This is a genomic window from Providencia sp. JUb39 (genome assembly GCF_012272845.1).
GTDB lineage: Bacteria > Pseudomonadota > Gammaproteobacteria > Enterobacterales > Enterobacteriaceae > Providencia > Providencia lanzhouensis.
Window position 1 is genome coordinate 1,836,537 of the sequence record NZ_JAAWXD020000001.1, and the last position, 25,345, is coordinate 1,861,881.

The 25,345-nt window shown below is 42.5% G+C and carries 28 protein-coding genes; 25 read left to right on the forward strand and 3 right to left on the reverse strand.

Going from position 1 to position 25,345, the window contains the following annotated elements; genetic code table 11:
• The 21 genes from HFU86_RS08415 (at window position 1) to HFU86_RS08515 (ending at window position 19,231) form a co-directional block, all read left to right on the forward strand.
• Window positions 1-213: a hypothetical protein gene (locus HFU86_RS08415; RefSeq protein ID WP_132495086.1), complete on the forward strand. Its 213-nt coding sequence runs from the start codon at window positions 1-3 to the stop codon at window positions 211-213.
• Between the two features lie 110 nt (window positions 214-323).
• Window positions 324-791: a phage terminase small subunit P27 family gene (locus HFU86_RS08420; protein ID WP_115164397.1), complete on the forward strand. Its 468-nt coding sequence runs from the start codon at window positions 324-326 to the stop codon at window positions 789-791.
• Window positions 745-2,481 (forward strand): terminase large subunit, encoded by a 1,737-nt coding sequence (locus HFU86_RS08425; protein WP_132495088.1) that lies wholly within the window; start codon window positions 745-747, stop codon window positions 2,479-2,481. The genes HFU86_RS08420 and HFU86_RS08425 overlap by 47 nt, the downstream gene beginning before the upstream one ends.
• A complete protein-coding gene (locus HFU86_RS08430; protein WP_132495090.1) occupies window positions 2,481-3,749 on the forward strand; it encodes a phage portal protein in 1,269 nt (422 codons plus the stop codon). Before HFU86_RS08425 ends, HFU86_RS08430 begins: the two co-directional genes overlap by 1 nt.
• A 17-nt stretch (window positions 3,750-3,766) precedes the next feature.
• Complete coding sequence (locus HFU86_RS08435) at window positions 3,767-4,435, forward strand: HK97 family phage prohead protease (protein ID WP_115164394.1); 669 nt, start codon at window positions 3,767-3,769, stop codon at window positions 4,433-4,435.
• Between the two features lie 3 nt (window positions 4,436-4,438).
• Entirely contained in the window at window positions 4,439-5,611 is a 1,173-nt protein-coding gene (locus HFU86_RS08440; protein ID WP_132495092.1) for a phage major capsid protein, read from the forward strand.
• A 36-nt stretch (window positions 5,612-5,647) separates the two neighbouring features.
• Window positions 5,648-5,950, forward strand: coding sequence for a head-tail connector protein (locus tag HFU86_RS08445; RefSeq protein ID WP_115164392.1), 303 nt, complete (start codon window positions 5,648-5,650; stop codon window positions 5,948-5,950).
• The gene (locus tag HFU86_RS08450; RefSeq protein WP_132495094.1) at window positions 5,947-6,273 is read left to right on the forward strand and encodes a phage head closure protein; all 327 of its coding nucleotides are present in this window, start codon (window positions 5,947-5,949) and stop codon (window positions 6,271-6,273) included. Before HFU86_RS08445 ends, HFU86_RS08450 begins: the two co-directional genes overlap by 4 nt.
• Window positions 6,266-6,715 carry an HK97-gp10 family putative phage morphogenesis protein gene (locus tag HFU86_RS08455; RefSeq protein WP_132495096.1) on the forward strand — a complete coding sequence of 150 codons (450 nt, stop codon included), beginning with the start codon at window positions 6,266-6,268 and terminating at the stop codon, window positions 6,713-6,715. Before HFU86_RS08450 ends, HFU86_RS08455 begins: the two co-directional genes overlap by 8 nt.
• The gene (gene gp17, locus HFU86_RS08460) at window positions 6,712-7,047 is read left to right on the forward strand and encodes a tail completion protein gp17 (protein WP_132495098.1); all 336 of its coding nucleotides are present in this window, start codon (window positions 6,712-6,714) and stop codon (window positions 7,045-7,047) included. Before HFU86_RS08455 ends, gp17 begins: the two co-directional genes overlap by 4 nt.
• Before the next feature lie 60 nt (window positions 7,048-7,107).
• On the forward strand, window positions 7,108-7,596 hold the full coding sequence (locus HFU86_RS08465) for a phage tail tube protein (RefSeq protein ID WP_132495100.1): 489 nt from the start codon (window positions 7,108-7,110) through the stop codon (window positions 7,594-7,596).
• Window positions 7,596-7,991 carry a phage tail assembly chaperone gene (locus HFU86_RS08470; RefSeq protein ID WP_132495102.1) on the forward strand — a complete coding sequence of 132 codons (396 nt, stop codon included), beginning with the start codon at window positions 7,596-7,598 and terminating at the stop codon, window positions 7,989-7,991. Before HFU86_RS08465 ends, HFU86_RS08470 begins: the two co-directional genes overlap by 1 nt.
• A 56-nt stretch (window positions 7,992-8,047) precedes the next feature.
• Window positions 8,048-8,275 carry a phage tail assembly protein T gene (locus HFU86_RS08475; protein ID WP_132495168.1) on the forward strand — a complete coding sequence of 76 codons (228 nt, stop codon included), beginning with the start codon at window positions 8,048-8,050 and terminating at the stop codon, window positions 8,273-8,275.
• A 24-nt stretch (window positions 8,276-8,299) separates the two neighbouring features.
• Window positions 8,300-11,413, forward strand: a complete 3,114-nt coding sequence (locus HFU86_RS08480; protein ID WP_132495104.1) for a tape measure protein — start codon at window positions 8,300-8,302, stop codon at window positions 11,411-11,413.
• Between the two features lie 2 nt (window positions 11,414-11,415).
• Window positions 11,416-12,012, forward strand: coding sequence for a hypothetical protein (locus tag HFU86_RS08485; protein ID WP_132495106.1), 597 nt, complete (start codon window positions 11,416-11,418; stop codon window positions 12,010-12,012).
• A complete protein-coding gene (locus HFU86_RS08490; RefSeq protein ID WP_187129029.1) occupies window positions 12,012-12,593 on the forward strand; it encodes a hypothetical protein in 582 nt (193 codons plus the stop codon). The genes HFU86_RS08485 and HFU86_RS08490 overlap by 1 nt, the downstream gene beginning before the upstream one ends.
• A gap of 49 nt (window positions 12,594-12,642) precedes the next feature.
• The gene (locus HFU86_RS08495; protein ID WP_132495110.1) at window positions 12,643-12,933 is read left to right on the forward strand and encodes a hypothetical protein; all 291 of its coding nucleotides are present in this window, start codon (window positions 12,643-12,645) and stop codon (window positions 12,931-12,933) included.
• Between the two features lie 69 nt (window positions 12,934-13,002).
• Window positions 13,003-13,401, forward strand: a complete 399-nt coding sequence (locus HFU86_RS08500; RefSeq protein WP_132495112.1) for a DUF6950 family protein — start codon at window positions 13,003-13,005, stop codon at window positions 13,399-13,401.
• Complete coding sequence (locus HFU86_RS08505; protein WP_187129030.1) at window positions 13,402-16,311, forward strand: phage tail tip protein J-related protein; 2,910 nt, start codon at window positions 13,402-13,404, stop codon at window positions 16,309-16,311.
• Window positions 16,308-17,321, forward strand: coding sequence for a DUF6453 family protein (locus tag HFU86_RS08510; protein WP_187129031.1), 1,014 nt, complete (start codon window positions 16,308-16,310; stop codon window positions 17,319-17,321). The genes HFU86_RS08505 and HFU86_RS08510 overlap by 4 nt, the downstream gene beginning before the upstream one ends.
• A gap of 62 nt (window positions 17,322-17,383) precedes the next feature.
• Window positions 17,384-19,231 (forward strand): phage tail fiber protein, encoded by a 1,848-nt coding sequence (locus tag HFU86_RS08515; RefSeq protein ID WP_187129032.1) that lies wholly within the window; start codon window positions 17,384-17,386, stop codon window positions 19,229-19,231.
• Between the two features lie 570 nt (window positions 19,232-19,801).
• On the opposite strand, the gene HFU86_RS08520 is transcribed toward HFU86_RS08515, so the two are convergent.
• Window positions 19,802-20,083, reverse strand: a complete 282-nt coding sequence (locus HFU86_RS08520) for a DinI-like family protein (protein WP_132497372.1) — start codon at window positions 20,081-20,083, stop codon at window positions 19,802-19,804.
• A gap of 447 nt (window positions 20,084-20,530) precedes the next feature.
• Between HFU86_RS08520 and HFU86_RS08525 the strand changes: the two genes are divergently transcribed.
• The 3 genes from HFU86_RS08525 (at window position 20,531) to HFU86_RS08535 (ending at window position 22,642) form a co-directional block, all read left to right on the forward strand.
• Complete coding sequence (locus HFU86_RS08525; RefSeq protein ID WP_132495832.1) at window positions 20,531-21,091, forward strand: nucleotidyltransferase family protein; 561 nt, start codon at window positions 20,531-20,533, stop codon at window positions 21,089-21,091.
• A 25-nt stretch (window positions 21,092-21,116) separates the two neighbouring features.
• Window positions 21,117-22,082 (forward strand): XdhC family protein, encoded by a 966-nt coding sequence (locus tag HFU86_RS08530; RefSeq protein ID WP_187129033.1) that lies wholly within the window; start codon window positions 21,117-21,119, stop codon window positions 22,080-22,082.
• 89 nt (window positions 22,083-22,171) lie between these two features.
• On the forward strand, window positions 22,172-22,642 hold the full coding sequence (locus tag HFU86_RS08535; RefSeq protein ID WP_255425960.1) for a hypothetical protein: 471 nt from the start codon (window positions 22,172-22,174) through the stop codon (window positions 22,640-22,642).
• A 107-nt stretch (window positions 22,643-22,749) separates the two neighbouring features.
• On the opposite strand, the gene ychF is transcribed toward HFU86_RS08535, so the two are convergent.
• Both ychF and pth read right to left on the reverse strand, forming a co-directional pair.
• The gene (gene ychF / locus HFU86_RS08540; protein ID WP_187129035.1) at window positions 22,750-23,841 is read right to left on the reverse strand and encodes a redox-regulated ATPase YchF; all 1,092 of its coding nucleotides are present in this window, start codon (window positions 23,839-23,841) and stop codon (window positions 22,750-22,752) included.
• A 102-nt stretch (window positions 23,842-23,943) separates the two neighbouring features.
• Window positions 23,944-24,534: an aminoacyl-tRNA hydrolase gene (pth, locus tag HFU86_RS08545; protein ID WP_036954667.1), complete on the reverse strand. Its 591-nt coding sequence runs from the start codon at window positions 24,532-24,534 to the stop codon at window positions 23,944-23,946.
• Between the two features lie 309 nt (window positions 24,535-24,843).
• Here pth and HFU86_RS08550 point away from each other — a divergent pair, with 309 nt between their 5' ends.
• On the forward strand, window positions 24,844-25,116 hold the full coding sequence (locus tag HFU86_RS08550; protein WP_036954662.1) for a DUF2583 family protein: 273 nt from the start codon (window positions 24,844-24,846) through the stop codon (window positions 25,114-25,116).
• Window positions 25,117-25,345 lie beyond the last annotated feature (229 nt).

Below are 25,345 nucleotides of genomic sequence, written 5' to 3' on the forward strand. Positions count from 1 at the left end.
ATGACTGAAACAAAGCAAGTGAAGTTATCCAAGCTGTTCAAGAATGGTAAGTGGATTGGTTACTGTCTAACAGTTGATGGTCAGATGCTATCAGCTCAACGTCAGTTAAGTATTAACAGCACTCCATTAGGTGCTAACAATTCAATTGATGTCGAGTTTGCGTGGCTTGAATCAATGGTCACAGATGCACCAGACATCCATTTGAAGTCTTAGCGGTATGGTTGGGGGTGGGGTAAAAGTTCAAAACCTTTCCTTTAAATTACCGACCGTAGTCATTAACGTGCACAACCGCGAAATGAAAAGTTTTTTTCTGGGAGGTTCCGATGGCAGGAAGGCGCCCGAAACCGACCCACCTAAAAGTGGTTACTGGTAATCCGGGTAAACGAAAACTCAATGACAAAGAGCCTAAACCCCGACGCGAAATTCCTAGCCCACCAGAACACTTAACCGACTGGGGAAAAATAGCGTGGGCAAAATTAACCTTGTTACTTGATGGCATGGGGGTTTTAACCATTGCTGATTCTTTGGCTTTGGAAAGGCTTTGCGATATCTACGCTGATATTCTTCAGCTGCGCGACACGATAGCGATTGAAGGTCGCACTTACACAACGAAAACCCAATTGGGTGATTTTCTGATTAAAGCACACCCCGCAGTCGCAATGCTGGGGGATGCGGATCGTCGCTTCAAAAGTTATTTAGTCGAGTTCGGTTTGACTCCGGCTGCTCGCTCAAAGGTGAAAATCGATGGTGGAGAAGAAGAGGAAGACCCGCTCAACGCGTTCTTCGGTTGATCCTGCAACGCAATATGCACAGGACGTCAACGAGGGGAAAATTCTTGCTGGTCCTGATATCCGAAACTCATGCGCAAGACACTTAAGAGATCTGAATGAAGCTAAGCAGCGAGGTTTAGTTTGGGACGTTGAGGCTGTTCAGCGTGCCATAGACTTTTTTGCCAAAGTGTTGAAGCTCAATGGTGGTGAGCATGAGGGTAAGCCATTTATTTTATTGCCGTGGCAATGTTTCGTTATTGGCTCAATTTTCGGTTGGAAAATGGAAGATGGCACCCGCCGTTTTCGCATGGTGTATGTCGAATCGGGAAAAGGGTCTGGCAAGTCACCGTTATCAGCAGGCGTTGGTCTCTACTGCTTAGTTGCAGACGGAGAGCCTCGCGCTGAAGTTTATGCAGCAGCTACCAAAAAAGATCAGGCAATGATTTTATTTCGTGATGCGGTTGCAATGGTTGACCAATCACCGGCACTCAGCCAGCGGGTCATGAAGTCTGGCGGTGCAGGAAAAGAATGGAACCTCGCTTTTTTAAAGGCTGGGTCGTTTTTTAGACCAATTAGTGCTGATGATGGACAGTCGGGACCTCGTCCTCACTGTGCGCTCATTGATGAGATTCATGAGCACAAAAATAACAATGTCGTTGAAATGATGCGAGCCGGCACTAAAGGGCGACGACAAGCACTGATATTCATGATCACCAACAGTGGACATGATAAAACCAGCGTGTGCTACGATTACCATGAATACGGTCGAAAAGTCGCTGAAGGCTCAGTTGAAGATGACAGTTTCTTTTCTTATATCTGTTCGCTTGATGAGGGTGACGATCCTTTTAAGGATGAATCGTGCTGGGGAAAAGCTAATCCCTCTTTAGGCTATACCTTCACTGACCGTTATTTACGGGAGCAAGTGACTCAAGCTCAAGGTATGCCAGCTAAAGAAAGCATTGTCCGCCGTCTTAATTTCTGCCAGTGGGTGGATGCAGATAATCCGTGGATCAATGGTGATACGTGGATGAGTTGTGAGAAAGAATTCACATTAGAGGACTTGCAAGGCGAGGAATGCTATGGCGGACTTGACTTATCAGGGACACGAGATTTAACCGCGTTAGCGCTTTATTTTCCTCGGCTCAAACATCTGTATGTCGAATTCTGGACACCGAAAGACACTTTAATGGATAGGGCTAAAACTGACCGCGTTCCTTATGATGCGTGGGCTAGAAAAGGCTTCATTCATACCCCTCCTGGTAATGCAGTTAAATATGAGTTTGTTGCTGAGCGTATTGCTGAAATAACAACACACGTGAATCTGCTCACCATTGCATTTGACCAATACAGAATCAAATACTTAGAGCCTAAATTAGATGAGGCTGCAGTTACCGTTCCTTTGGTTCCTCATGGGCAAGGTTATTACAAGGCAAAAGATTCAGGCTTGTGGATGCCACACTCAATCGAACTGTTTGAAGGGTTAATTGATGACCAGGTCATCGTTATTCATGCAAACCCCTGTTTGCGGTGGAACGCGGCATCAGCCGTAACGGAAGCAGATCAAAAGGAAAACCGCATATTTGCGAAAAGGAAGAGTACGGGACGTATCGATGGTGTTGTGGCTTCCGCAATGGCAATTGGTGCTTCCGAGGGTGAGGTTGATGATAATGGCAACCTTGATGATTTTTTCTCTAATCCACTGAGTATGTGATGACAGATAAACAATATTCAATCGATTTGCGCACTAACAATAGTTGGTTTGCACGTCTGGCTTCCTTCTTTGTTGGAGGGAGACTTGTCACTCCCGATCAGGGTTCGCAAACGGGTCCCGTTTCGGCTCAAGGAACGCTGGGTGACTCATTGATAACCGATGAACGTATACTGCAAATATCGACAGTTTGGCGCTGTGTCAGTTTGATATCAACATTAACGGCTTGCCTGCCACTCGATGTTTTTGAAACAGATCAGGTAGGCAATAGAGCTAAAGTAGATTTAAGTAATCCATTAGCGCGTTTACTTCGTTATTCACCAAACCAATATATGACAGCTCAAGAATTCAGAGAAGCAATGACCATGCAACTTTGTTTTTATGGCAATTCTTATGCTTTGGCTGAACGTAATCGCTCCGGTGATGTGATCAGCTTGCTTCCACTCCTTTCAGCAAATATGGATGTGAGAATGGAAGGAAAAAACCTTATTTATAAATATCAAAGAGATAAGGAGTTTGCGAAGTTTAAACACTCTGAAATATTCCATTTAAAAGGATTTGGTTTCAATGGGTTAGTGGGATTATCTCCAATTGCACATGCATGTAAAACGGCAGGAACTGCCGTGGCAATGGAAGATCAGCAGCGTGAGTTTTATGCGAATGGCGCTAAGTCTCCAAAAATACTCACTACTGGCGATAAAGTGTTAAGTAAAGAGCAGCGAGCACAGGTTGAAGAAAACTTCAAAGAAATAGCTGGTGGGCCAGTTAAAAAGCGGCTGTGGATATTGGAGGGCGGCTTCAAGGCAGACGATATTGGTGTGAGCCCTCAAGATGCTGAAACTATGGCTTCTCGTAAGTTTCAGGTTAGTGAACTTGCTCGATTTTTTGGCGTTCCTCCTCATTTGGTTGGTGATGTTGAAAAATCAACAAGCTGGGGGACGGGGATTGAACAACAAAACTTAGGTTTTCTTCAATATACATTGCAACCATATATCTCCCGATGGGAAAACTGTATAGCGCGATGGCTTTTAAAGCCCGGTGATGTTGGTAAATATCATGCTGAACATAATTTAGATGGATTGCTGCGAGGTGACTCCGCTTCCCGCGCAGCATTTATGAAAGCGATGGGTGAATCAGGGCTACGTACTATCAATGAAATGCGGCGACTTGATAACTACCCACCTCTTGAAGGGGGCAATGTTGCATACCGACAAGCGCAATATGTACCAATTAATCAACTTAGCAAAGAGCCTCACGAAAGTGGGGCTTAATTATTTATGGGGGCGCAATGTCCGATATCAGAAAAACACTCGCTTTTGATGAAGCGGAGATCAAATTCTCTGGCGATGGTACGCAAGGTATTTTTGAAGGGTATGCTTCAGTGTTCAGTAATACTGATTCAGACGGCGACATTATTTTGCCTGGTGCATTCAAAAGTGTGCTAGCAAACCAAAAACGCAAAGTCGCCATGTTTTATAACCATCGCGCATGGGAACTGCCTGTCGGCAAATGGGATCACATGGAGGAAGACTCAAAAGGTCTACTTGTTCGAGGTCAACTTACTCCTGGTCATAGTGGCGCCCAAGATCTAAAAGCCGCTATGAAACACGGTACTGTAGAAGGTATGTCAGTCGGTTTTGGCTGCGTTCGTGAGGATTTCGATGTGACTTCCTCCGGTCGTATTTTTAAAAACATTTCCATGCTACGGGAAATCAGTATTTGTACTTTTCCTGCTAATGAACAGGCACAAGTCTCGTCACTAAAAAGCGTTGATGGCCTGTCCACTATTCGTGATGTTGAAGATTGGCTGAGAGAGTCAGTGGGTCTATCAAAATCAGAGGCGCTTGGTTTTATCTCTCGCTTCAAATCAGCTATTCGGAGTGAGTCCGATGGCACTCAAAAATCTCAAGTAGATTCCATTATTAACCAAATTAATTCATTTAATCTGAAAGGATAAATTATGTCTGATTTAACCCAAATTCAAAAAGCCATCGAAGAGTCACAAGCTAAAGTCAAAGAGTTATTTGATGAGCAGAAGAAGCAAATTGAAGAAACAGGCACCATTTCAAAGCAGTTACAGAGCGATTTAACCACGGTTCAAAACGAACTGAAAAAAGCGGGGGAACGCCTGTTTGATTTAGAGCAGAAAGGCGCAGCGGGCGCGGATGATCCAAATGCTAAAAAAGACTTTTCTGAGCGTGCATCAGAAGAGCTCATTAAGTCATGGAATGGTAGCGCGGGAGCCTATGAAGTTAAAACATTCAATAAGTCACTGGGTAGTGATGCGGGCTCGGCAGGTGCATTAATTCAGCCAATGCAAGTGCCGGGTATTGTTATGCCGGGCATGCGCCGTTTAGTTGTTCGTGATTTATTAGCGCAAGGTTGCATTTCCAGTAATTCTCTGGAATATGTGCGTGAAAAGCTGTTTACCAATAGCGCAGCACCCGTAAAAGAAAAGGCTCAAAAGCCTGAATCTGACCTGACTTTCGAAAAACAAACCACTAACGTGATCACTATCGCGCACTGGATTCAGGCGTCACGCCAAGTTATGGACGATGCGGCGCAGCTTCAGTCTTACTTGAATACTCGTTTGTTATATGGCTTAGCGCTAGTTGAAGAAAATCAACTGCTTAATGGTGATGGTTCAGCGGATAACCTGACAGGCGTTAACCAAGTCGCCACAGCGTACGATACTACGCTAAATGCTACAGGGGACACGCAAGCTGACTTGATCGCCCATGCTATTTATCAGGTAACAGAGTCTGAATTTAGTGCATCGGGGATTATTTTAAACCCTCGCGACTGGCACACCATCGCGTTAATGAAAGACAAGGAAGGTCGTTATATTTTCGGTGGTCCTCAGGCATTTACCTCTAATGTGATGTGGGGCTTACCCGTTGTGCCAACAAAAGCACAAGCACAAGGTGAGTTTACGGTTGGTGCGTTCGATTTAGCATCTCAAGTATGGGATCGCATGGATGCCACTATCGAAGTGAGCCGTGAAGACCGTGATAACTTTGTGAAAAACATGCTAACCATTCTTTGTGAAGAGCGCTTAGCGTTGGCTCATTATCGCCCTCAAGCCATCATCAAAGGTTCCTTTGCTGCCGCGGAAGGTAAGTCAACTAAATAATAAGGTCGGGGTGGGTAACTACCCCGTATTACTTCAATGGATATCTTAGATGTTATTCCGCTTTCACTGTTAAAGCAGCACATTGAATATGATGATAATGATCGTGATGAGCAGATTACATTTTATGCTCAGAGTGCTTTGGATTATTGCCTAAAATGGTGTGATGAACCCGCATGGAAAGCACCTGAAGATATCCCTCATCCCGTTAAATTGGCGGCACTATTAGTTCTCGGTGATATGTTTGAGCATCGTACGAGCCAAAGCGAAATCCAGTTGTATGAAAACAAAGCGGCGGAGCGTTTATTGTTTCATCATCGAAATTGGCGGGGGGGAGAATGAATCCGGGGAGACTGCGTCACAAAGTAACTTTCCAGCGTAGTGAATTGGTTAAATTACCCTCTGGCGCTCGTGAAAATCAGTGGGTTGATATTGCTACGACACGCGCTGAAGTTAAGCCAATCTCAGGGCGCGAGCTTCTTGCATCGGGCGCCGAAATGTCAGAGGTAACGGTTCGTGTTTGGATGCGCTTTCGGCGTGATATCAATTCAACGTGCCGCATGGTTTTTAACGGGCTCAACTATGATATTCAGTCCGTTATTCCTGATGTGAAAAATACCCGGCTTGAATTACTGTGCAAACAGGGGGTTAAGACTGATGGATAATTTTAATATCGATTTCAGCGGCTTTCTTGATATTTCTAAGGATTTAGAGTTACTTAGTAAGGCTGAAAGCAAAACAGTTTTGCGCCAAGCCACTTATGCGGGTGCTGCTGTTTTACGTGATGAAGTGAGAGCAAAGGCACCGAAACGCACTGGAAAACTAGCCCGAAATATTATGGCCAGCAGCCAACGTAGTCGCAAAGATGGGGAAGTCTCAGCTGGCGTCTATGTTCGTGGCAGTAATCAGGAGGGTACTAATAGCGACAATTCGATGAAAGCTAAGGATCCGCGCAATGCCTATTACTGGCGATTTTTGGAGGAAGGGACTTCAAAGATGCCACCGGTACCGTTTATTCGACCTGCGTTTGATAGCAAAGCGGATGAAGCTGCCAGTGCTGCAATCGAAAAGCTGAATCAAGCTATTGATGGAGTGCTCAATAAATGACTGATGCTGATTTGTTCAAACTCTTAGATCCTGTATTGCCTAATAAGGTGTTTCCGCTCGTTGTTCCGCAAGATGTGCCAGCCACCAGTCCGCCATGGTTAATATTTTCATTCTATGAAGTTGATGAAGATGTGTTCGCGGGGCAGGCCGAAACGATGACCAACATTCAAATTGATGTTTATGCGAAAAGTCCCGATAAGGCCAGTGAATTACGGGATAAGGCATTTATGGCCATAAAGGTATTAGCACCGACAAATGTCTCTCGAAAATCCGATTATGAATCCGACACGGCTCTATATCGTAAAACGTTAGAATTCCAAGTTTGGAATTAACGCCTCATTAACTCCATCAACCACCTTCGGGTGGTTTTTTTATGTCTATAGGAAACTGATATGACAAGTAAACATGAAAAAACGCAAGGTACAAAAATCAGCGTTTCTAAATTGGCGGCAACAGATATTACTGCAGTCGAAACAGATTCATTGCCAATTGATTGCACAACGAAAGAAGTTAGTTTCACTGGGGGGCAAAAAGCGGATATTGACGTCACTACGCTTTGCTCAACGGAGCAGGAAAATATAAACGGACTCGCGGCTCCTGCGGAAGTCACTATTGGCGGTAACTTTGCGATTGATGAAGGACAAGATGTGCTACGTCAAGCTTATGACAGTGACGCGGTACATGCCTTTAAAGTTGTATTTCCTTCTGGAGCCGGTTTCGCCTTCCTTGCTGAAGTTCGCCAAAATAGCTGGTCAGCATCGACAAATGGTGTTGTGAGTGCATCCTTCACCCTTCGCCTTAAAGGTAAGCCTACACCATTAGTGAAAGGCAAGGTGGTGGTTCCAGCAACGCAATCATTATCAACAGGAGGCGGTAAGTAATGACTAAAGCTAAAAAGTCTAATTTACGTGATTTAGCTCTTAGTGCCTCACAATCATTCCGGACTAAAAAAGTGCGTGTTCCTGAGTGGGACTGTGATGTTGTACTGCGTGAACCATCGGTCTCTATTTGGTTGAAATGGCTAAAAGAGCATCGCGATCTGGGTGATACAACAGAACTCAGTACGGAAGACGTTGTGCGGCGCAACCTTGAAGCGGATGTTGAGTTCTTAATCAACGTATTACTTGAAGAAAATTTAGCCCCTGTTTTCGTGCCAGAAGATAAAGATGAAGTGCTGAAAATCTATGGTCCTGTGCATGCTCGTTTGGTCAATCAAGCCTTTCAACTGATTACCAGTACGAATGAAGCAGAAAAAAAGTCCGTGAACCTGCACTAAAATTCTTGCTCACCCTAGCATTGCGGCTAGGGAAAACCCTCTCTGAAATCGGTACCATGCCTGCCAGTGAATTACAGATCTGGTGGGCATTTGATTCAATAAATCCCATTGGTGATTCACGCCTAGATGTGCATGCTGCGCAGGTTACTGCTGCGATTTTTAACGCACAAGGGGTAAAAACTACCCTGAACGATACATTGATACAGTGGGATGCGGAGAGCGTGCAGGGGAAAGAGCACGACAGGACAGGGCTAGAAGATTTTTTTACCTCATTGTCTGAGTAGAATGCATTACCTGTAGGGATCCTTATGTCAAAACTTCGTGAACTCATTATTAAAATTTCAGCTAACTCAACAAGCTATCAAGCTGAAATTGCTAAAGCCTCCCGAACAGGTAATGAATACTACCGAACCATGGGAGCTAATAGTCGACGGCTGGAGCGAGATCTACGTGCTCAGCGTCAGGCATTGACCGATATTAATAAACAACTCGCCACGGTCACCAGTACGGCAAAAATGATGTCTGGCGCGCTGGCTGGTTTCTTTTCTGTATCAACTCTGATCACTGCGGTAGATGATTGGGGGCAGATGTCCGCACGGATCAAGATGGCGTTAAATTCGGTTGAAGGTGATGTTGGTCGCTATGAAGAGCTTCAGCAGCGTTTTTTAACGGTGAGTAACCGCAACGGTAAGGCAATAGAAACCACTCAAGAATTGTATGTTGGCTCAGCCACAGCGATGAAAGAGTTAGGCTACTCTACGGCACACACACTGGATTATATTGAATCGTTATCATCTACATTCACGGCAAACGCCACGAGCGCACAACAAACGGAATCAGCATTCACAGCACTAAATCGCGCCATGGTCACCGGCACTTTGAAAGGTAACGACTGGCATTCTGTGCTAAATGCTATGCCTTCTGTGGTGGGTGATATTGCTAAAGAGCTTTCACGCATGCGGGGTGGAGTAAAAGTCACTGAAAATGATGTTAAGTTGATGGCCACTAAAAGTGGTATCTCAATGCAGTTGTTTGCTAACGCAGTGATTAACGCAAAAGAGGCTAATAATGCGTTAGCTGATAGCATGGATAATACAGTTGCGGACGGCTTCACTAAGGCAACGAATGCGGCTAAATCTTATTTTGGTGAGGTAAATGCCAGCTGGGGTATCACTCGGTCAATGTCGGCAGGGTTAGCAACTTTAACCGAAAACTTTAGCAGTTTTGCGATAGCAGGTGCCGCGATTGGTGGTATTGGTTTATCTCGTTACATGGGTAACTTATCACTGAGTGCTTATGAAGCGGGTAAAAACATGCTCGTTACTGCGAAAAACAATTACGTTTTGAATGCAGCGCAAGCCAAAGGGCTGGAGACTACTCTCGCTAAAATTCGAGCAGAGCAAGCGTATGCTGCTTCTACCCAGCAATCTCTTGGAGTTCAGCTTGTTGCAGCAAAAACAGAAGAGCGTCGAGCAGCAATAAGAAGGCAGCAAGAGGCTAACTACGCGAAAATTATTGCCTTAAACAAATCAGAAGAAGCAAGTGTTAATCAACTAACTGCAGCACAAAATCGCTTGAATTTTGCAGCTAGGGCAGCAAGAGGAACATTAGCCTTACTAGGCGGACCTGTCGGTGCAGCCATGATGGCAGGTGGAGCGTTATTTTATTTCTCACAAAAATCAGATGAAGCAAAGGAAAAACTTGATAGTATGCGCGGCTCTGTTGTGGAAACAATAGAGCAGCTGCAGCAGTTATCAAAAATTAAACTTGAAATAAAGCTTGATGATTTAGGGGATGATATTCAGCTACTAGAAAAAGAACGCAAGCGATTATACGGTGAAGCTCAAAAATATTCTGAAACTAGAGCTGCTGATATGCAGACAATAAAAGATAGCGGCGGCTTTGGTGAATGGATTGCTAACTCATTCGGGAATAGTCCTGATGAATTCCTTCAAAACAGAAGAAAGGTTCTGGGTGATTTGGAGGATATAAACAAAGATATACTAGCTAAGGAAGAAAGCCTTAAAAATGCTCGAGACGCTTTAGCTAGTGGTAAATTTGATAAAAAACCAGAAGGGACTGGAGGGCTTCCTCCGCCAAAATTAACAGGTAGTGCTGATAAGGATAAAGACAAAACCAAAGCTGTTAATGATTATCAGCAGCTCAGAAAGTCTATTGAGTCCGAACATTTTTCAAGCTTGCAAAAAATTCAAGCGAGTGAGAAGGAAAATAGTGACAAGTTAGCTGACCTTCACAAAAAAGGCTATGTCAGTCAATCAGAAATGCAGCGGTTGATTTTACTTAATGCAGAAAATCACCATCAAAAACGCCTAGAGCTTGCTGAAAAGTATGATCCTTATGCCGCAATTATTCGCAAAGAAAAGGAGGCAGCAGGGGAATTGAATGAGCTTCGTCAGTCAAAGTTATTAAGTGAACAGCAGTATTATTCCGCTAGCTTGCAGTTGCACAATGATTATACCAAGCAAAAATTAACCGAGGAGGCTAATAAAAAGGCTTTACCTAGTTATGATCTTGCAGGTGAAATTGACCCTGTTGTTAAGCTGCAGAATCAGCTTAATGAGCAGCAAGCATTGTATGAGGCGTATCGCAACAATGATCTAATCAGTCAGGAGCGATATCAGGAACTCATGATTGCAGCAACTAATCGCTCAAAAGAAGCGCAATTAGAAGCAGCGAAAGAATTGTATGGTGCTCAGGGTAACTGGCAAAAAATTCAGATGAACCTATTGGAAACCGTTGAGCAGAGAACTAGCAATGCACTAACAGGTATTTTAACCGGTTCCAAATCCTTCTCTGAAACACTTCAGGAGCTTTCAGCATCACTGGCGCAATCCATTATTCAGGATTTAATCCGTATTGCTATGCAGGCGATGATCACTAATGCCTTAACAGGATTATTTGGTGGGCTTGCTGGTGGCGGTACGTCTGGAGCCAGTTCCGCTGCTTCTGGTTCTGGCGCTATGGGTATGTCAACGGGGTGGCAAAGTTATGTGCCGAATGCTAAAGGTGGGATGTATAACACTCCTGGCCTAAGTGCTTATAGTGGTCAGGTTATCGATGCCCCGACGTTTTTCCCATTTGCTAAAGGTGGAGTGCCTTCGTTGGGATTAATGGGTGAGGCGGGCCCAGAAGCCATTATGCCTTTAACTCGCTCCAAGGACGGCTCACTAGGTGTTCGCGCCCAACTTCCTAAAATTGATATGCCAGTTAATGAAAAACCTGCTGGTAGCTCAGTAATTCAGCAAGAAATTCATGTGCATGGTAATGGCGATGCTGCGCTTGAAGCAGCGTTAAGGGAGGCTGCTCGGCAAGGTGCTGAGGAAGGGGCTGCTAAGGCAGAGGCTAGGATTATGCGAGATTTTCAAACTAACGGTAAGCTACGCAAAACACTAGGGAAATAACTATGGACATTTTAACATGGCCTAAAGAATTGGAGCCGTCATCCCTTGATTGGCAGCTGATTAGCAACTCTAAGACGTTTGTTTCTGTTTTTACTGGGAGCGCACAAACAGTGCGTTATCCCGGTAGTCGATGGCGCTGTGATTTAACCCTCAATAATTTAATAGATGAAAAATCGCGGTTACTGGAAGTTATTCTGGCGCAACTGGATGGGGAGTCAGGTCGTATTAAATTGTTTGATTGGGTAAGGATGGGCGCTAATGAAGTCGGGGAGCCCATAGTCAGTCAGCCAAATCAAATGGGGCGTACCTTATTAACCAATGGCTGGAAACCAAATTCGCTGGTGTTAAAAGCGGCTGATAATATCACGATTAATCAAGAGCTTAAAAAGGTTACTTCTGATGTAATGAGTGATGCACAAGGAAATGCAACTATCTCATTTTCCCCAATGCTACGTTACTCTCCTGCGATAGGGGATAAAATTGAGGTAAAAAATCCCTATGGTATTTTTAAGTTAACTGACAATAATCAAGGGCGATTGCGTAGAACACCGGGGGTATTTACGTCCACTACACTTTCTTTTGAGGAGGCACTTTATTGATGATCTATCATCCTTTTTCAAATGAAATGACTCAAGCAATTAATGATGGTTGTTATGTTGTCGCTGCTGCTAAGCTTGATCTCAAATCTGGCGTAACACGAGTGCATACCGCGACAGGTAATTTAGTTATTGCTGGTGAGGTACATCAAGGTGTAGGCCAGTTTGGTGCGATAGAAACGGTATCAGAAGAAAACACGACGGGCCCACAGCAGCTTATTTTATCGCTCAGTGGTTTTGATTCCTCATTACTCGGTGATGTGATGAATGAGCGAAGCCGGGGGCGTGACGTACGGTTAATGATGGTGGCGCTTAATGAAGATGGCAAGCCTATCCTTGCTGAGGTGTTATTTGCTGGTCAAATTAGCAATATTGGTGTGAGTGTGGGTGATAAATGTGAGGTTGCAGTCACGGTATCAAATCGCTTTGAGCGTTGGTCTCAAGGATTGCCTGATAGGTTTACTGATGAATCATGGCAAAAGCGACATATAGGCGATCGTATATTTCGCTATGTCGCTCAAATGGCTGAAAGGGCAATTTACTGGGGAAGCAAAAAAGATGCGCCAGTGTTTATTTATAAATAAGCTGGTTAGCGTGTTATCCTTATTATAAAACTATAATGAGGATAATTTGATGAGAAACATTCTATTTTTGATAGCTTTATTTTCTGGCTTTTCAGTAGCAGGTGAGAGTAATAGCCAAAAACAAGAGTTTTGGTATGAAGGGTGCCCTAAATATACAGATGAACAGTTGGAGCAATTGAGAGGCTCAAAGGTAGCGTCAACTGAGGAACTGCAAGCGCATAGTAAAAAAGATCTTGAAGAATTTTCGAATAAGACCGAATGTGACCTCATGAATTTAAAAGAACGCCGAAAATATTTACTTGAAAAATTAAATAAAATGGACGAATCAGCTAATAAATAAAGCTAATCTTAAACTTGAAATGAACTAACCACCTTTATGGGTGGTTTTTTTATGCCAGGAGATCATCAAATGCGACATCCTAACTGGACAACCAGACTCCCAGAAACCTTACAGAAAGCAACGCAAAAGCCATTTTCATGGGGGCAGCATGATTGTTGTTTATTTGCTGCCGATTGTGCTGTTGCCATATGCGGCATCGATATCGCAGAAAAGGCGCGAGGCAGATATAAAACCAAAGCTGGAGCAATGCGAGTCTTAAAGTCTGAGTTCGGTGACTTGGAATCAGGGCTATTAGGTTTCTTTGCAGAAATTGAACCTGATAAAGCAATGCGTGGCGATATTGTCATGTTTAATGGCGATGACGGGAAGACGCTTGGCGTTTTATGGGCAAATAAAGTTTGGGCGGTTACTGAGTCAGGAGCGATGCCAGTCAATCATCAACCTATTAAGGCGTGGAGAGTGGAGTAAATGGGAAAGACGGTTACTAACATTGTTTCTGCGGGTCTAATGGTTGCTGGTGTTATTGCTACAGGTGGATTAGGAACCGCATTAATAGTTGCAGGGATCGCGGTTCAAGCTGCTGGTGCATTTATTTTTCAAGATAAAATACCTTCAATGCAGTACCGTGATCAATCCGAGCGCAAGCAAATGTTGCGCTCCTCAACAGCACCAGAAACCATAATTGTGGGTAAAACTGTATGCTCAGGGCTGCTTTTTTTCGCAGAAGAAGAGCGCGGTAGCCAAGATGAGAATGAGCGACTATTCATGGCGTTAGCACTCGCAGCTCACAAGGTTGATCACATTGGTAGGATTTGGCTGAATGATGACTTGATTGGTACTTTCGGCGATAAGGCGGGTTATGAGTTTCATAACTCCCGGACTGATTGTGACCCATACATGCTAAAGAATGCACCATCATGGAAAGAGGACATGATCGGGGATGGTTTGGCATGGTTACGATTAACACTGAGATACGATGCTGAAAAATTCCCGTACGGTGTGCCAAACGTCAAAGTAGAGGTTTGGGGTAAGCAGCTATTCGATCCTCGCACGAATAAAATAATCTGGAGCAACAATGGGGCTCTGGTAGTTCTCGATTTTTATCGTAGTTATCTTGGTGTGCCTGATGCTGATATTGATTTTGAATCATTCAAGGTCGCTGCAGATCTGTGTGACGAACAAGTCGTTAGCCCAGAAGGCGTTGCTGAACCACGCTACACAATTAATGGGGCCTATGAACTTTCTGAATCTCCAGCATCGATACTCGATCACATGCACAAATGCATTGCAGCGGAGCCGACCTATGTAGCTGGAAAGCACGGGATTTTAATGCAGGCTTACAATGGTCCTGCAGTATTACGCATTGAACCGAATCAAATCATTGATACCGTTAACATCACGCCGGAACTGGCTTTACGCGATGCCACTAATGCGATTTATGGGACGTTTGTTGATGCTGAACAGTTGTACATCAAAACTGACTTTGAGCCTGTCATTATCGAAGAATGGATTGATGAAGATGGGTTAGAAATCAAAGAGAACATGGATTACAGGTTTGTTACTAGCCCATACCAAGCCAGCCGATTAGCCAACCTCTACTTACGTAAGAAGCGAGCTGGGCGCCGAGTTCAAATTAAAATGAACATGGACGGCTATGCATACCGACCAGGAGAAGTGATTTTATTAAATCTTCCCCATATTGGCATTCAAAATCTTGAGTTTCGTATTGCAGAATGGAAATTTCACCCGCAGGAAGGAGTTGATATCCTCCTCGAGGAGGATGGCGCTTATATTTATGAGGATGTGATCGGCAAGCCATTTGTTAGACCACCGTTTACTGTATTGCCGACGGGCGGCGTGGCGCCACCGTTAAACCTTGCATTTGTGCCAGTTAGTATCGGCGAGATTGTTCAGGGATATCTGAGTTGGAAATCAGCTGCTGCAGATGTTCGCTACAATACAGTGAACATTATACAAGATGGAAAAGTGGTTCAATCAATTCAGGTGCCGCAAGATAGGGTCGATTTGTCAGGACTTGTTCGCGGATCCTATCGCGCTGAAGTTCGTTCAATTAATGCCGCTGGCGCCATGTCTGCACCCGCCATTGTTGATTTTGATATTCAAGCCCCACCTAAGCCTGTCAGTGTTGAAGTGACTGGCGGGATGTTCTCATTGACGTGCGTTCCACGTGCCGGTGAATCCGCACAACACGGCTATACATTTGAATTCTGGTTCAGCGACAAGAAACTGGCTAATACTAACGATTTGGAAGTTACAACAAAATCCAATCGGTTAGGGCAAGGACAGTTCTGGACGAAAGAGAATTTAAAAGCGGGTACCGATTATTGGTTTTATGTTCGAACAGTAAACAGTTACGGTAAGTCACCATTCGTTGAAGCCGTTGGGCAAGCCAATGCACTGCCTGCGGATATCATCGATGAAATGGGTGGTCAATTCATGACAACTGAAGCTGGCAAGCGCTTGGAAGACCAGCTTAATTGGGTCAATGAATCTAACTTGATACAAGGCTCTGCAATATTCGAAGTTCAGCAAGATTTATTCACTAAGCATGGTCAGTCAATGGCGCAAATTAAGCGCTTGGACCGGGTGTTTGCGGATGCAAATTTGGCATGGGCTCAATCTATTGTTGAAGTTAATGCATCAATAAATGGCGTTAAAGCAGGTGTTATCAAGAATGACCAAGCCATTGCTGATTTAGACAAAGCATTTTCTAAATCTGTCACTGAATTAGAAAGCTCAATTGGTGAAGTGAAATCCGGCGTTGTTAAAAACGATCAGGCTATCGCGTCATTAAACAAGTCGTTTGCAGAATCACAAACGCAGGTTCAGTCAAAGCTTGATGAACAGATGGCGATTGTTAACACCAAAGCGACAACCGAATTTACGGCAAAAGGTGAGGGCTACGCAACGTGGGATGTGAACGCAGGTGTTTGGTACAACAAGCAATTCTATAAAGCAGGTATGGTTATTAGCGCCGAAGTGAAGGCAGGGAAAGTCAGTACTTACATCGGATTTATGGCCAATAACTTTGCCTTCATCAACCCTACAAACGGTAAATTTGAAACGTTTATGTACATGAAAGATGGTCAGATTTTCATGAAAGAAACGTTCATCGATAAAGCGTGGCTAAATAGCGTGGTTGTAACTGACAAAATGACTTCAGCAAACTATGTCCCCGGTAAAGTTGGTTTTAATATCGACGCTAAAACTGGCGACGCTGAGTTTAACAAACTGCTCATCAGCGGGGATTTTAAAATTGTTGGTGATGCAGGTCGGGTGTTAGTCGATGGTACCGGAATGACAGTCTATGACGAAAACGGAAGATGGGCTGTGAAAGTTGGGAGGCGTCCAGCATGAGTGATGATTACGGATTATTTGTAAATCCCAAGGATGGCGGTAAACCGATTGAAATCACTAATAAAACGTTTCCCCTTTCATTCATTAAAAAAATCACCGTCGATCCGTGGTCTGGCGATAAATACAATAAAGTGAAAAGCTTTAATATCCCCGGACTGTCAAAGTACGACGTTGTAATTGTGCCAATGTCAATATGTCAGTTTAATGCTTATGGTTATGTATCTAAAGTTTTAATTAGTAGATGGTGGGTGGATGGGGATACGTTCAGATGTGAGTATAGCCAGATAGACTGGGGTGGCGGATGGTTACCAGGTAATGATGGGGAGTCTCACTTTATGTTATTTGGCACTCTAAAGGAGGTGCCTAAAAATACATATGGAATATTCATTAATGGCATTGATGGTGCAATCGACAATTTTAGGGGGATAACGCAAGAAAGTGATTTATCTTACTGTGTATTTAGAGAAAAAATTCGCTTAACTGACCGGCAAAAATGGTCAATTCCTGCCACTATCCCGAACCGTGATTCAGCCTGTGTTTTTATGCGTCCTGCATCGTCAAGCCATGTATTGAGATATGACCGTGCAAATAAACAGGTATGGTCTAATGGGGCAGGTGATGTATACATTGTTATTTTTTCATACGGGCTCAATTTGCAACCAGCAGATGGGCTAACTATATGGAATAGTGCAGGCAAAGTGACGTACAGCTCTGATTACGTCCCATTCGTTAAAAATGGCCATCAACTTACACTTAACAAAAATTCAGCGACGAGCTCATTTGCGGTACCGATGTTCACGTTTGATACGCCATCGCCTTGGGTTGAAGAAGAAAGGGATTCATACAACATATTTGCCGGCGGTTATAAAGTTTCTGGAAATAAGCTCATTGGTGCTCGTTTGTGGACGATTGGAAGTTATCCAATATACACAGGGTCATCAATGGATATCTATGACCAAAAAATAATCTACGGCGGCAGCTACGCCATAGACCTCAACGACTACTTCTAAATACTCAATTCAACGATAAGCCGCGAAAGCGGTTTTTTTTGCGTCCAAATTTTGGAGTTAATATGATTTATCAAACAGGCACAATCACAACGACAGCAGGGCAAACAAAAATAAAAGGTACCGGAACGCGCTGGAAAGATAATTTGACTGGTATCTCTGAAGGCTGTCCAATCTCTTATCTCATCAATAACGTTGTGTACTTTAACAATGTGCTATCCGTGAATTCAGATACAGAGATTAATCTTACCTATCCGGTATCTGTAACAGCTTCAGCGGCCAAGTATCAGATTGCCACATTCGTTCTGGACAGCATGAGTGACGGTGTTCGCAAGATGCTTGCGAATCAGCAGTACATCCAGTATTTCCTCCGCAACATGGATACATGGCTAACACAGGATGGCATCGTTGAAATTAAAACTCCAACTGGGGAAACAGTAAAACTCGAAAGCATCATTGCGTTAAGAAAGTTGATAGATGGAAAGTTGAGTATCGGTGCTGGTGGATGGATGAAAGATACTGGCTATGGGTTACCAGCGAGTATCGCTAAATTGTCTGATTATAGACTTAACTCAATTGGCTATGCATATGCTGCATACCAATCAGACACCTTTAATAAAGGGAATCATCATTTCTTAAACATATTCGGATATAGCAATAACCAACACGGCGTTCAAGCCGCCTTCACTACAGATGCGAAAATGGCGTTGCGCGGAATTACACCAAACTTCGTTGGCGAGTGGGTTCCGGTGTTAATGAAGGGGGATTGGGGTATTGGTTTAACACCGGAGGCTGCTACAAACGAGGCATTTTTAAATAATATAGATAGAACAGATTTACCGTCTGGTAGGCATAGAGTTGGTCCACCAACGCTGGGGACATTTCCACCAAATAGCGCCAAATATGGTGGTGTTTTATACCACGATGTATATGGGATCCATTCAGCAAGTGGAAAACCTTTTTGTACACAATTACTTCTTAGATACTCAGATAAAGATGATAACACACACAGAAGATCTTTCGACCCAATAACTAATAAATGGACAGAGTGGAGTCAGTTAACTAGGCATGGAGATTTTGGTTGGGGAGGACGTGGTGAGGGAGTTGCTTACAACTGGACTACAGCTAGTGTTACCGAGCACTTCAGGGCTAATGCATCTACAATATGGAGAACAGAAGCTACTAACGATTGGACATTTAGATACTGTCCAAATCTTATGTTCAAAACGGGTGACACTTTCGCTAACATCGGGGTTGATATATATACTGGCATTGTTAAGACGAGTGCTGGTATTACAGCTAATACAACAACGTACAAAACAAACCTTTTATGGGGAACGAGTAATACAACAGTAGATAGTCAAGGCAATATCAAAAAAGCTTCTCCAGTAATTAAAGTTTTTACTGACCATATCGAGCTAAACGATGAATCCGAAGGTGTCGAACTCGAAAAACTCGGTACTGGTCGTTACAAGCTTAAAGGCATCCTCGGTATGAACTCTGACGCATCATGGGGTGGTATCCACGGCGGTTTAGTGGTACCGAATGGGATTAACAATTTACCTCTAGTGTGGGCTGACTTTGACGTGCTACCCGATGGTGACATCATCATTGAAACCCGCTATAGAAAGCACACTCTTCATCCTCGACTCGAAGCTCAGCGCTTAATGACTTATCCAGAGTTTCTCGATGAGAATGATGTTGAGCGTGAAGACTATGACTATTGCGATATTCCAAATGGTCACTGGATTGATGTTCGTGTGAATATGCCGAGTGATTCTATCTACAATCAGAAACTAGCTGAAGCAGAGCGATTAGCGAAAATTGAAGCTGAACGGGTAGCGAAAGAAGAGGCTGAAAAAGCCGCGCGTGAGGAAGCGGAGAGATTAGAGGAGGAATCTAAACAAGAATAAGCAAGTAAATTAGAAGAGTAATAATAAATAGCCGCAGAATAAATTGCGGCTATTACTTAATTCTCTTTGTACTTTTCTAGAAGGCTTTTCAGTTCATCCTGTGCTTTCTTACAATCAGGATTGTATTGATTGTAATACTCAGATCTTTGTGTGCAGATACCAGCAGCGTAACCGTTGTATATAGATAAGGATACGACAGAATTAATCATTTTTTCACATTTGTCTTTATCAAACCTAGTATCACAAATTTTATCAGTCAATTTGTTGATGGTATCCAGGCTTTCAGTGGAATTAGCATACAAAGGAAGTATTAGCAGCAATAAATAAGTTGATTTACGCATATGTATTGTTCAATCTGTTGTTTATTTAACTTATAAGAACATATTGAATATTTAACGTCAATGTTAATTATGTATAATTTTATGTGGTTATCTTGTTAAGTATTTTTAATATTTAGATTTGATGCGCAGATAAAGGATCATTGAAAATCTCAGCGTGTGACATGATATTTTGGAATGAATAGATGTAACTAAAAGTACTGCGCCAGCTCGAGTGGTTGGCGCAATCTGATCATTTATCGAAATACTCCACCTCCTCAGTTTCTTTCATTTCAGGCATCCAGTCTCCATCATTCCAGATTTCTTCCAGCGTTTCTTCAATGTAGGTTTTCTTTTCGTTCTTTCCAAGACCATCAATAGACACATTCGCTTGAGATCCCCAGTTGATATTGATGTTTAAATCGGGGTATTTGGGGCTCAATCTTTTTGTGATCTCATTTCTCAATGCATCGAAAGTCCCCATGGGTAACTTGCCTTTCATACTTGCAGCGAAGCGAACTTTAATAGTAACCATCGTACATCCTCCTTATATAAAATACTGTATATAAAAACAGATAATAATAACTGTAATTATACACAGTAAAATATCAGTGGAGGTCAAGAAGCAAGGTGAAATTTATCTTATAGCTAAGAAAATGCCCAAAAAATCGTTTAGGTAATATGGTTAAATCAATGCGTTAGATTACCATTAAGCGCATGAATAAAATGCATCAGCAAGTTAATATGTGCATGTTTAAAGCAGAAAAGATAGAATCGAAGAGAAGGAATATAATGGGCACCTAGTAGACACTTATAGTCATAACTGTTCATTTCTATACATTGTTTTATGTGCTCATAATGTTGTACATTTAATTTTCAATTGGAAATTTAATTCATATACCTTGTTGATTTTAAATAAATGATTTAAATGTTTTATTATTTATAATATAAACAATAAAATTAATTATGTATAATGTAAACCATGAATATAGGTATATTAATATTAGCGGCAGGAAAAAGTGAGCGTTTTCAACGTGCTGGTGGTGAAGGAAGTAAATTAAATTATCGAATTGACCAACAAACTGTGTTCGAAAAAACGCTTGTAAATTCAATGAATAGTGAATTACCTATTCATGTAGTCACTCGCGCTGATAATGTGGGTGTCATTAACAATTGTTTACATTTTAATATTCCATTTTCCGTATTAAATAGTCATGGACTAGGGGAATCGATTGCGTTAGGTGTAAAAAACACATCTAATTGGAGTGGCTGGTTAATTCAGTTGGGTGATATGCCCTATATTTCTCACGAAATATTTATTCGAGTTGCGAACGAATTAAAAAATTATTCATTAGTGCGACCTGTATATAAAAACATACCGGGGCACCCTGTCGGAATATCAGAAAAGTATCGACAAAATTTGCTTAATTTATCGGGAGATAATGGCGCAAAATCAATATTACGTCATCAATTGGTTTACGAAATGCAGATAAATGATGAGAATGTCATTAAAGATATTGATTATCTTCCAAATAAAAACTAAGAATAAAAATCAATAGGGACTGAATATGCTACGTGAAGATGTGTCCGTGATTTCTCAAGCAATTAAGTGGGCAATGGATGAACCAGTCTGGTTATGCACTGTACTGAATACTTATGGTTCATCGCCGCGAAGCCCCGGCTCTTTATTGGTCGCTAAAGGAGATGGGATGTATGTAGGTTCTCTCTCTGGAGGCTGTATTGAAGAGGATTTTCTGCAACGAATTCAGCAAGGTCATTATTTAAAAGATAGCCAAGTTGTTCGCTATGGTCAGGGCGGGGTGGAAGCCAAAGTCAATTTACCTTGTGAAGGGAGTTTAGATGTTCTTATCGAATATTTACCCTGTAACCCGCATTCTCATCAATACCTTTCACAGATTCAAACAGCACTGCTCGGTTATACCGCCATCATCAAAAAACTGACACTCCCCCTGCGAAGTGAAATCACGACGGTACCAAACTCACAACATTCCACGCATATTGAGCGCAATGGCGATGAGATCCAATTTTATATCATGGCGCCACCCAAGCTAATCGTTGCGGGTATTTCCAATGTCGGTGTTTACTGCGCTAATTTTGCGGTCACATTAGGGTTTGAAGTGATTATTTGTGAGCATCGTGATGACGAATTGTTACGCTTTGTTGGGCAAATTGCAGAACAAGTTGAGATTAAAAAAATATTCCCTGCCCGCTTTTTAGAAGAGAATCCAAGTGCATCTAATACCGCTATTGTGTCTTTGACTCATGACCCTCGCATTGATGATTTAACATTAATGGAAGCAGTGAATACATCTGCATTTTATATTGGTGCAATGGGCTCAACCCGAACGAGTGCTAAGCGCCGAGAGCGTTTATTAAATTCAGGGGGATTAACGCTTGAGATGTTAGAGCAGATTCATGCGCCTATCGGTATTCCCATTGGCAGTAAAACCCCACCAGAGATTGCGTTAGCGATTATGGCCGACATAGTGGCGCATAAGAATGGGCGGGGTTAATATTGCTATGGGCTAGTTTTGCCCATTTCGAATCGGGAAAATAAATAGTGGGAAATGTATGGCTATTTTAAAACATGGAAGGATTCATAATGCACTCTAAACTCATTCATCAATGGAAGTACAAAAGGAGAGCCAGGCTCTCTTTCTTAGGCGCAGAGATCCTTTGGTCGGTAGTTTTAGGCATCATTCAGGCATTAGTCTATCAATGGTATTTGAGCGCTCATCCAGAGGATGCAAGTTTAGTTTTTCAAAGTAATTTTTATCATCAATTCTCTTTTAGCCAGTTTGGGTTAATGGAAGTTCTATTTGCAATTATCCAAATCTATATATTTACACTGCTTCTTACACAACGAGTTAGGGATATGGGTATTAAATATCCATTTATAATTTCGCTTGTTTTTACATCAGCATCATTATTTTTAGCACCATTAAGTATGTTTAACTCATCGACTCTTTCAGTCGTATTTATGTTTATTTTGTTGATTGGGGCATTGATTGCTTTATTTGCACCATCAGCGCCGGAAACAAATGTGAATATAAAAAATGATGTGGTGAATTGAAAGATAGGGGAGATAATTGATGTGGGATGAAATGTAGATTAGATAAACAGCATAACGATCTTATGCTGTTTATCTTAGATAATACTTTTTACTATGAAAGTATTGGCTTATACGTTAAACAAGAAGTTCAACACATCGCCATCTTTAACAATGTAATCTTTACCTTCTGCACGCATTTTACCTGCTTCTTTCGCGCCTTGTTCACCACGGAATTTGATGAAATCTTCGAATGCGATAGTTTGTGCGCGGATAAAGCCTTTTTCGAAGTCAGTGTGGATTTTACCTGCTGCTTGTGGAGCAGTTGCGCCAACAGGGATAGTCCATGCACGCACTTCTTTCACGCCAGCGGTGAAGTAAGTTTGCAGGTTTAATAATTCGTAACCTGCACGAATCACACGGTTCAGACCTGGCTCTTCAATGCCTAAATCAGCCATAAACTCATCGCGCTCTTCATCGTCTAGCTCGGCGATATCAGATTCGATAGCGGCGCAAACAGGCACAACTACAGAACCTTCGGCTTTAGCGATTTTGTAGACTTTGTCTAAGTATGGGTTATTTTCAAAACCATCTTCATTGACGTTAGCAATGTACATGGTTGGCTTCAGGGTTAAGAAGCTTAAATAACGGATTGCGGCTTTATCTTCAGCGGTTAAATCTAATGAACGCAGCATGCCAGCTTGTTCTAAGTGTGGCAGGCATTTTTCTAGAGCTTCTAATTCCGCTTTTGCGTCTTTATCGCCGCCTTTTGCGCGTTTTTGTACGCGGTGAATAGCACGCTCACAAGTATCTAAGTCAGACAGCGCTAATTCAGTGTTGATCACTTCGATATCGGCTGCTGGGTCAACTTGGCCAGCAACGTGGATGATATTGTCATTTTCGAAACAACGAACGACGTGACCAATCGCTTCCGTTTCACGGATGTTAGTTAGGAATTGGTTACCAAGACCTTCACCTTTCGATGCGCCTTTTACCAGACCCGCGATATCAACGAATTCCATCGTGGTTGGTAGGATGCGCTGAGGCTTCACAATTTCAGCTAATTGATCAAGACGTGGGTCTGGCATTGGCACAACACCCGTGTTTGGTTCAATTGTACAGAAAGGGAAGTTGGCTGCTTCGATGCCGGCTTTGGTCAATGCATTAAACAGAGTGGATTTACCCACGTTAGGCAGACCAACGATACCGCATTTAAAACCCATATGTTTCTCACCTTAATAGCGGGGGCAGGCGAGTGCTGCCCCTAATGTTTAGAAAATTGGCGCTGATTATACACAAAAACTCGTGTTTGATGAAATCAACTCTTAGGCTGTGGCTTTAAAACCATGTAAGCGATTGATAGCTTTGTCCATTCCGTCGGATAACAGGATGTCCGTGCAGCGCACAGATTCATCAATCGCATCATCAATAAGCTTCTGTTCTGACAGCGGAGGCTTGCCTAAAACGAACCCAACAACTTTGTTTTTATCGCCTGGATGCCCAATACCAATGCGTAAGCGGTAAAAGTTAGGGTTATTGGCAAATTTACTTTGAATATCTTTTAAGCCGTTATGTCCACCGTTACTGCCACCGAGTTTCATTTTGGCAACACCCGGTGGTAAATCGAGCTCATCATGAGCCACTAAAATTTCATCCGGATTAATGCGATAAAAATTAGCGACCGCGGCGACGGATTTACCGCTCAAGTTCATAAAGGTGGTTGGAACCAGCAAGCGAATATCATTGCCATTAAGATTGATACGAGCTGTATAACCAAAAAATTTAGGCTCTTCCTTTAACGATTGGTTATGGCGTTGTGCCAGTAAATCAACATACCACGCACCAGCGTTATGGCGGGTTTGCGCATATTCAGCGCCCGGATTGGCTAATCCAACAATTAATTTTATTTTACTCACGGGGACTTTTTCACTGTCAATGTATAGAAATTGGCGACTAGTTTACCTCGTGTCGGGGTGGATGTACAAAATTGTCATTGATAAGGTTGTGCTAGTGATAATTAGTTTGTGAATTATTCGTCAATACCATCATCAGTTGTTAAATTGATTAAAAGCACTTTTTGAGTAGATATCCTTAAACTCTTCTATACATGTGAAGCTTATCGCAAATAATTTTACTTAAAGAGCTATACTCTTTACATAAATATAAAGTTTTATCGAACTTTTCTTTAATGCTTGCGTATCAGTTTACTGATATTGGAGGTAGATATGAAACGGAAAATGGTTACTCTCATTGGTAATGGCTTGATGGGGTTGGGTATGGTGGTGATGGGGGGAAGCATCGGTTTAAACCTGTTTTCTCATATTGTTGATTTAGGGTTGTCCGATGACATCATCAATGGCTCACTGTTCGGGATCTTTATCGGTGCATTGGTTTGGTTAGTGGGCGCAAGAATGGGCGGTAAAGAGAAAGTGGAAGACCGTTACTGTTTGCTGAAACGCCAATTTCATTCCCGTAACGATAACCACCGTTACCCATAGTGAGTTGGGCTGAAGCTCATCAATGGATATCCTCAATGAACAGAAATGTGCCATTGGAAAATAGGTAAAATCTAAATAAGAGTGAAATTCGATATCAATGATTTCACTCTTATTTTTTGTCTAAAACCACGATAAATGAAACCGTTCAAAAAAATAAAGCCCCTACGGTTGATGAACAACAGTAGGGGCGCTACTTATAAATTTTTGTATCGTGACCACAATGAATGTG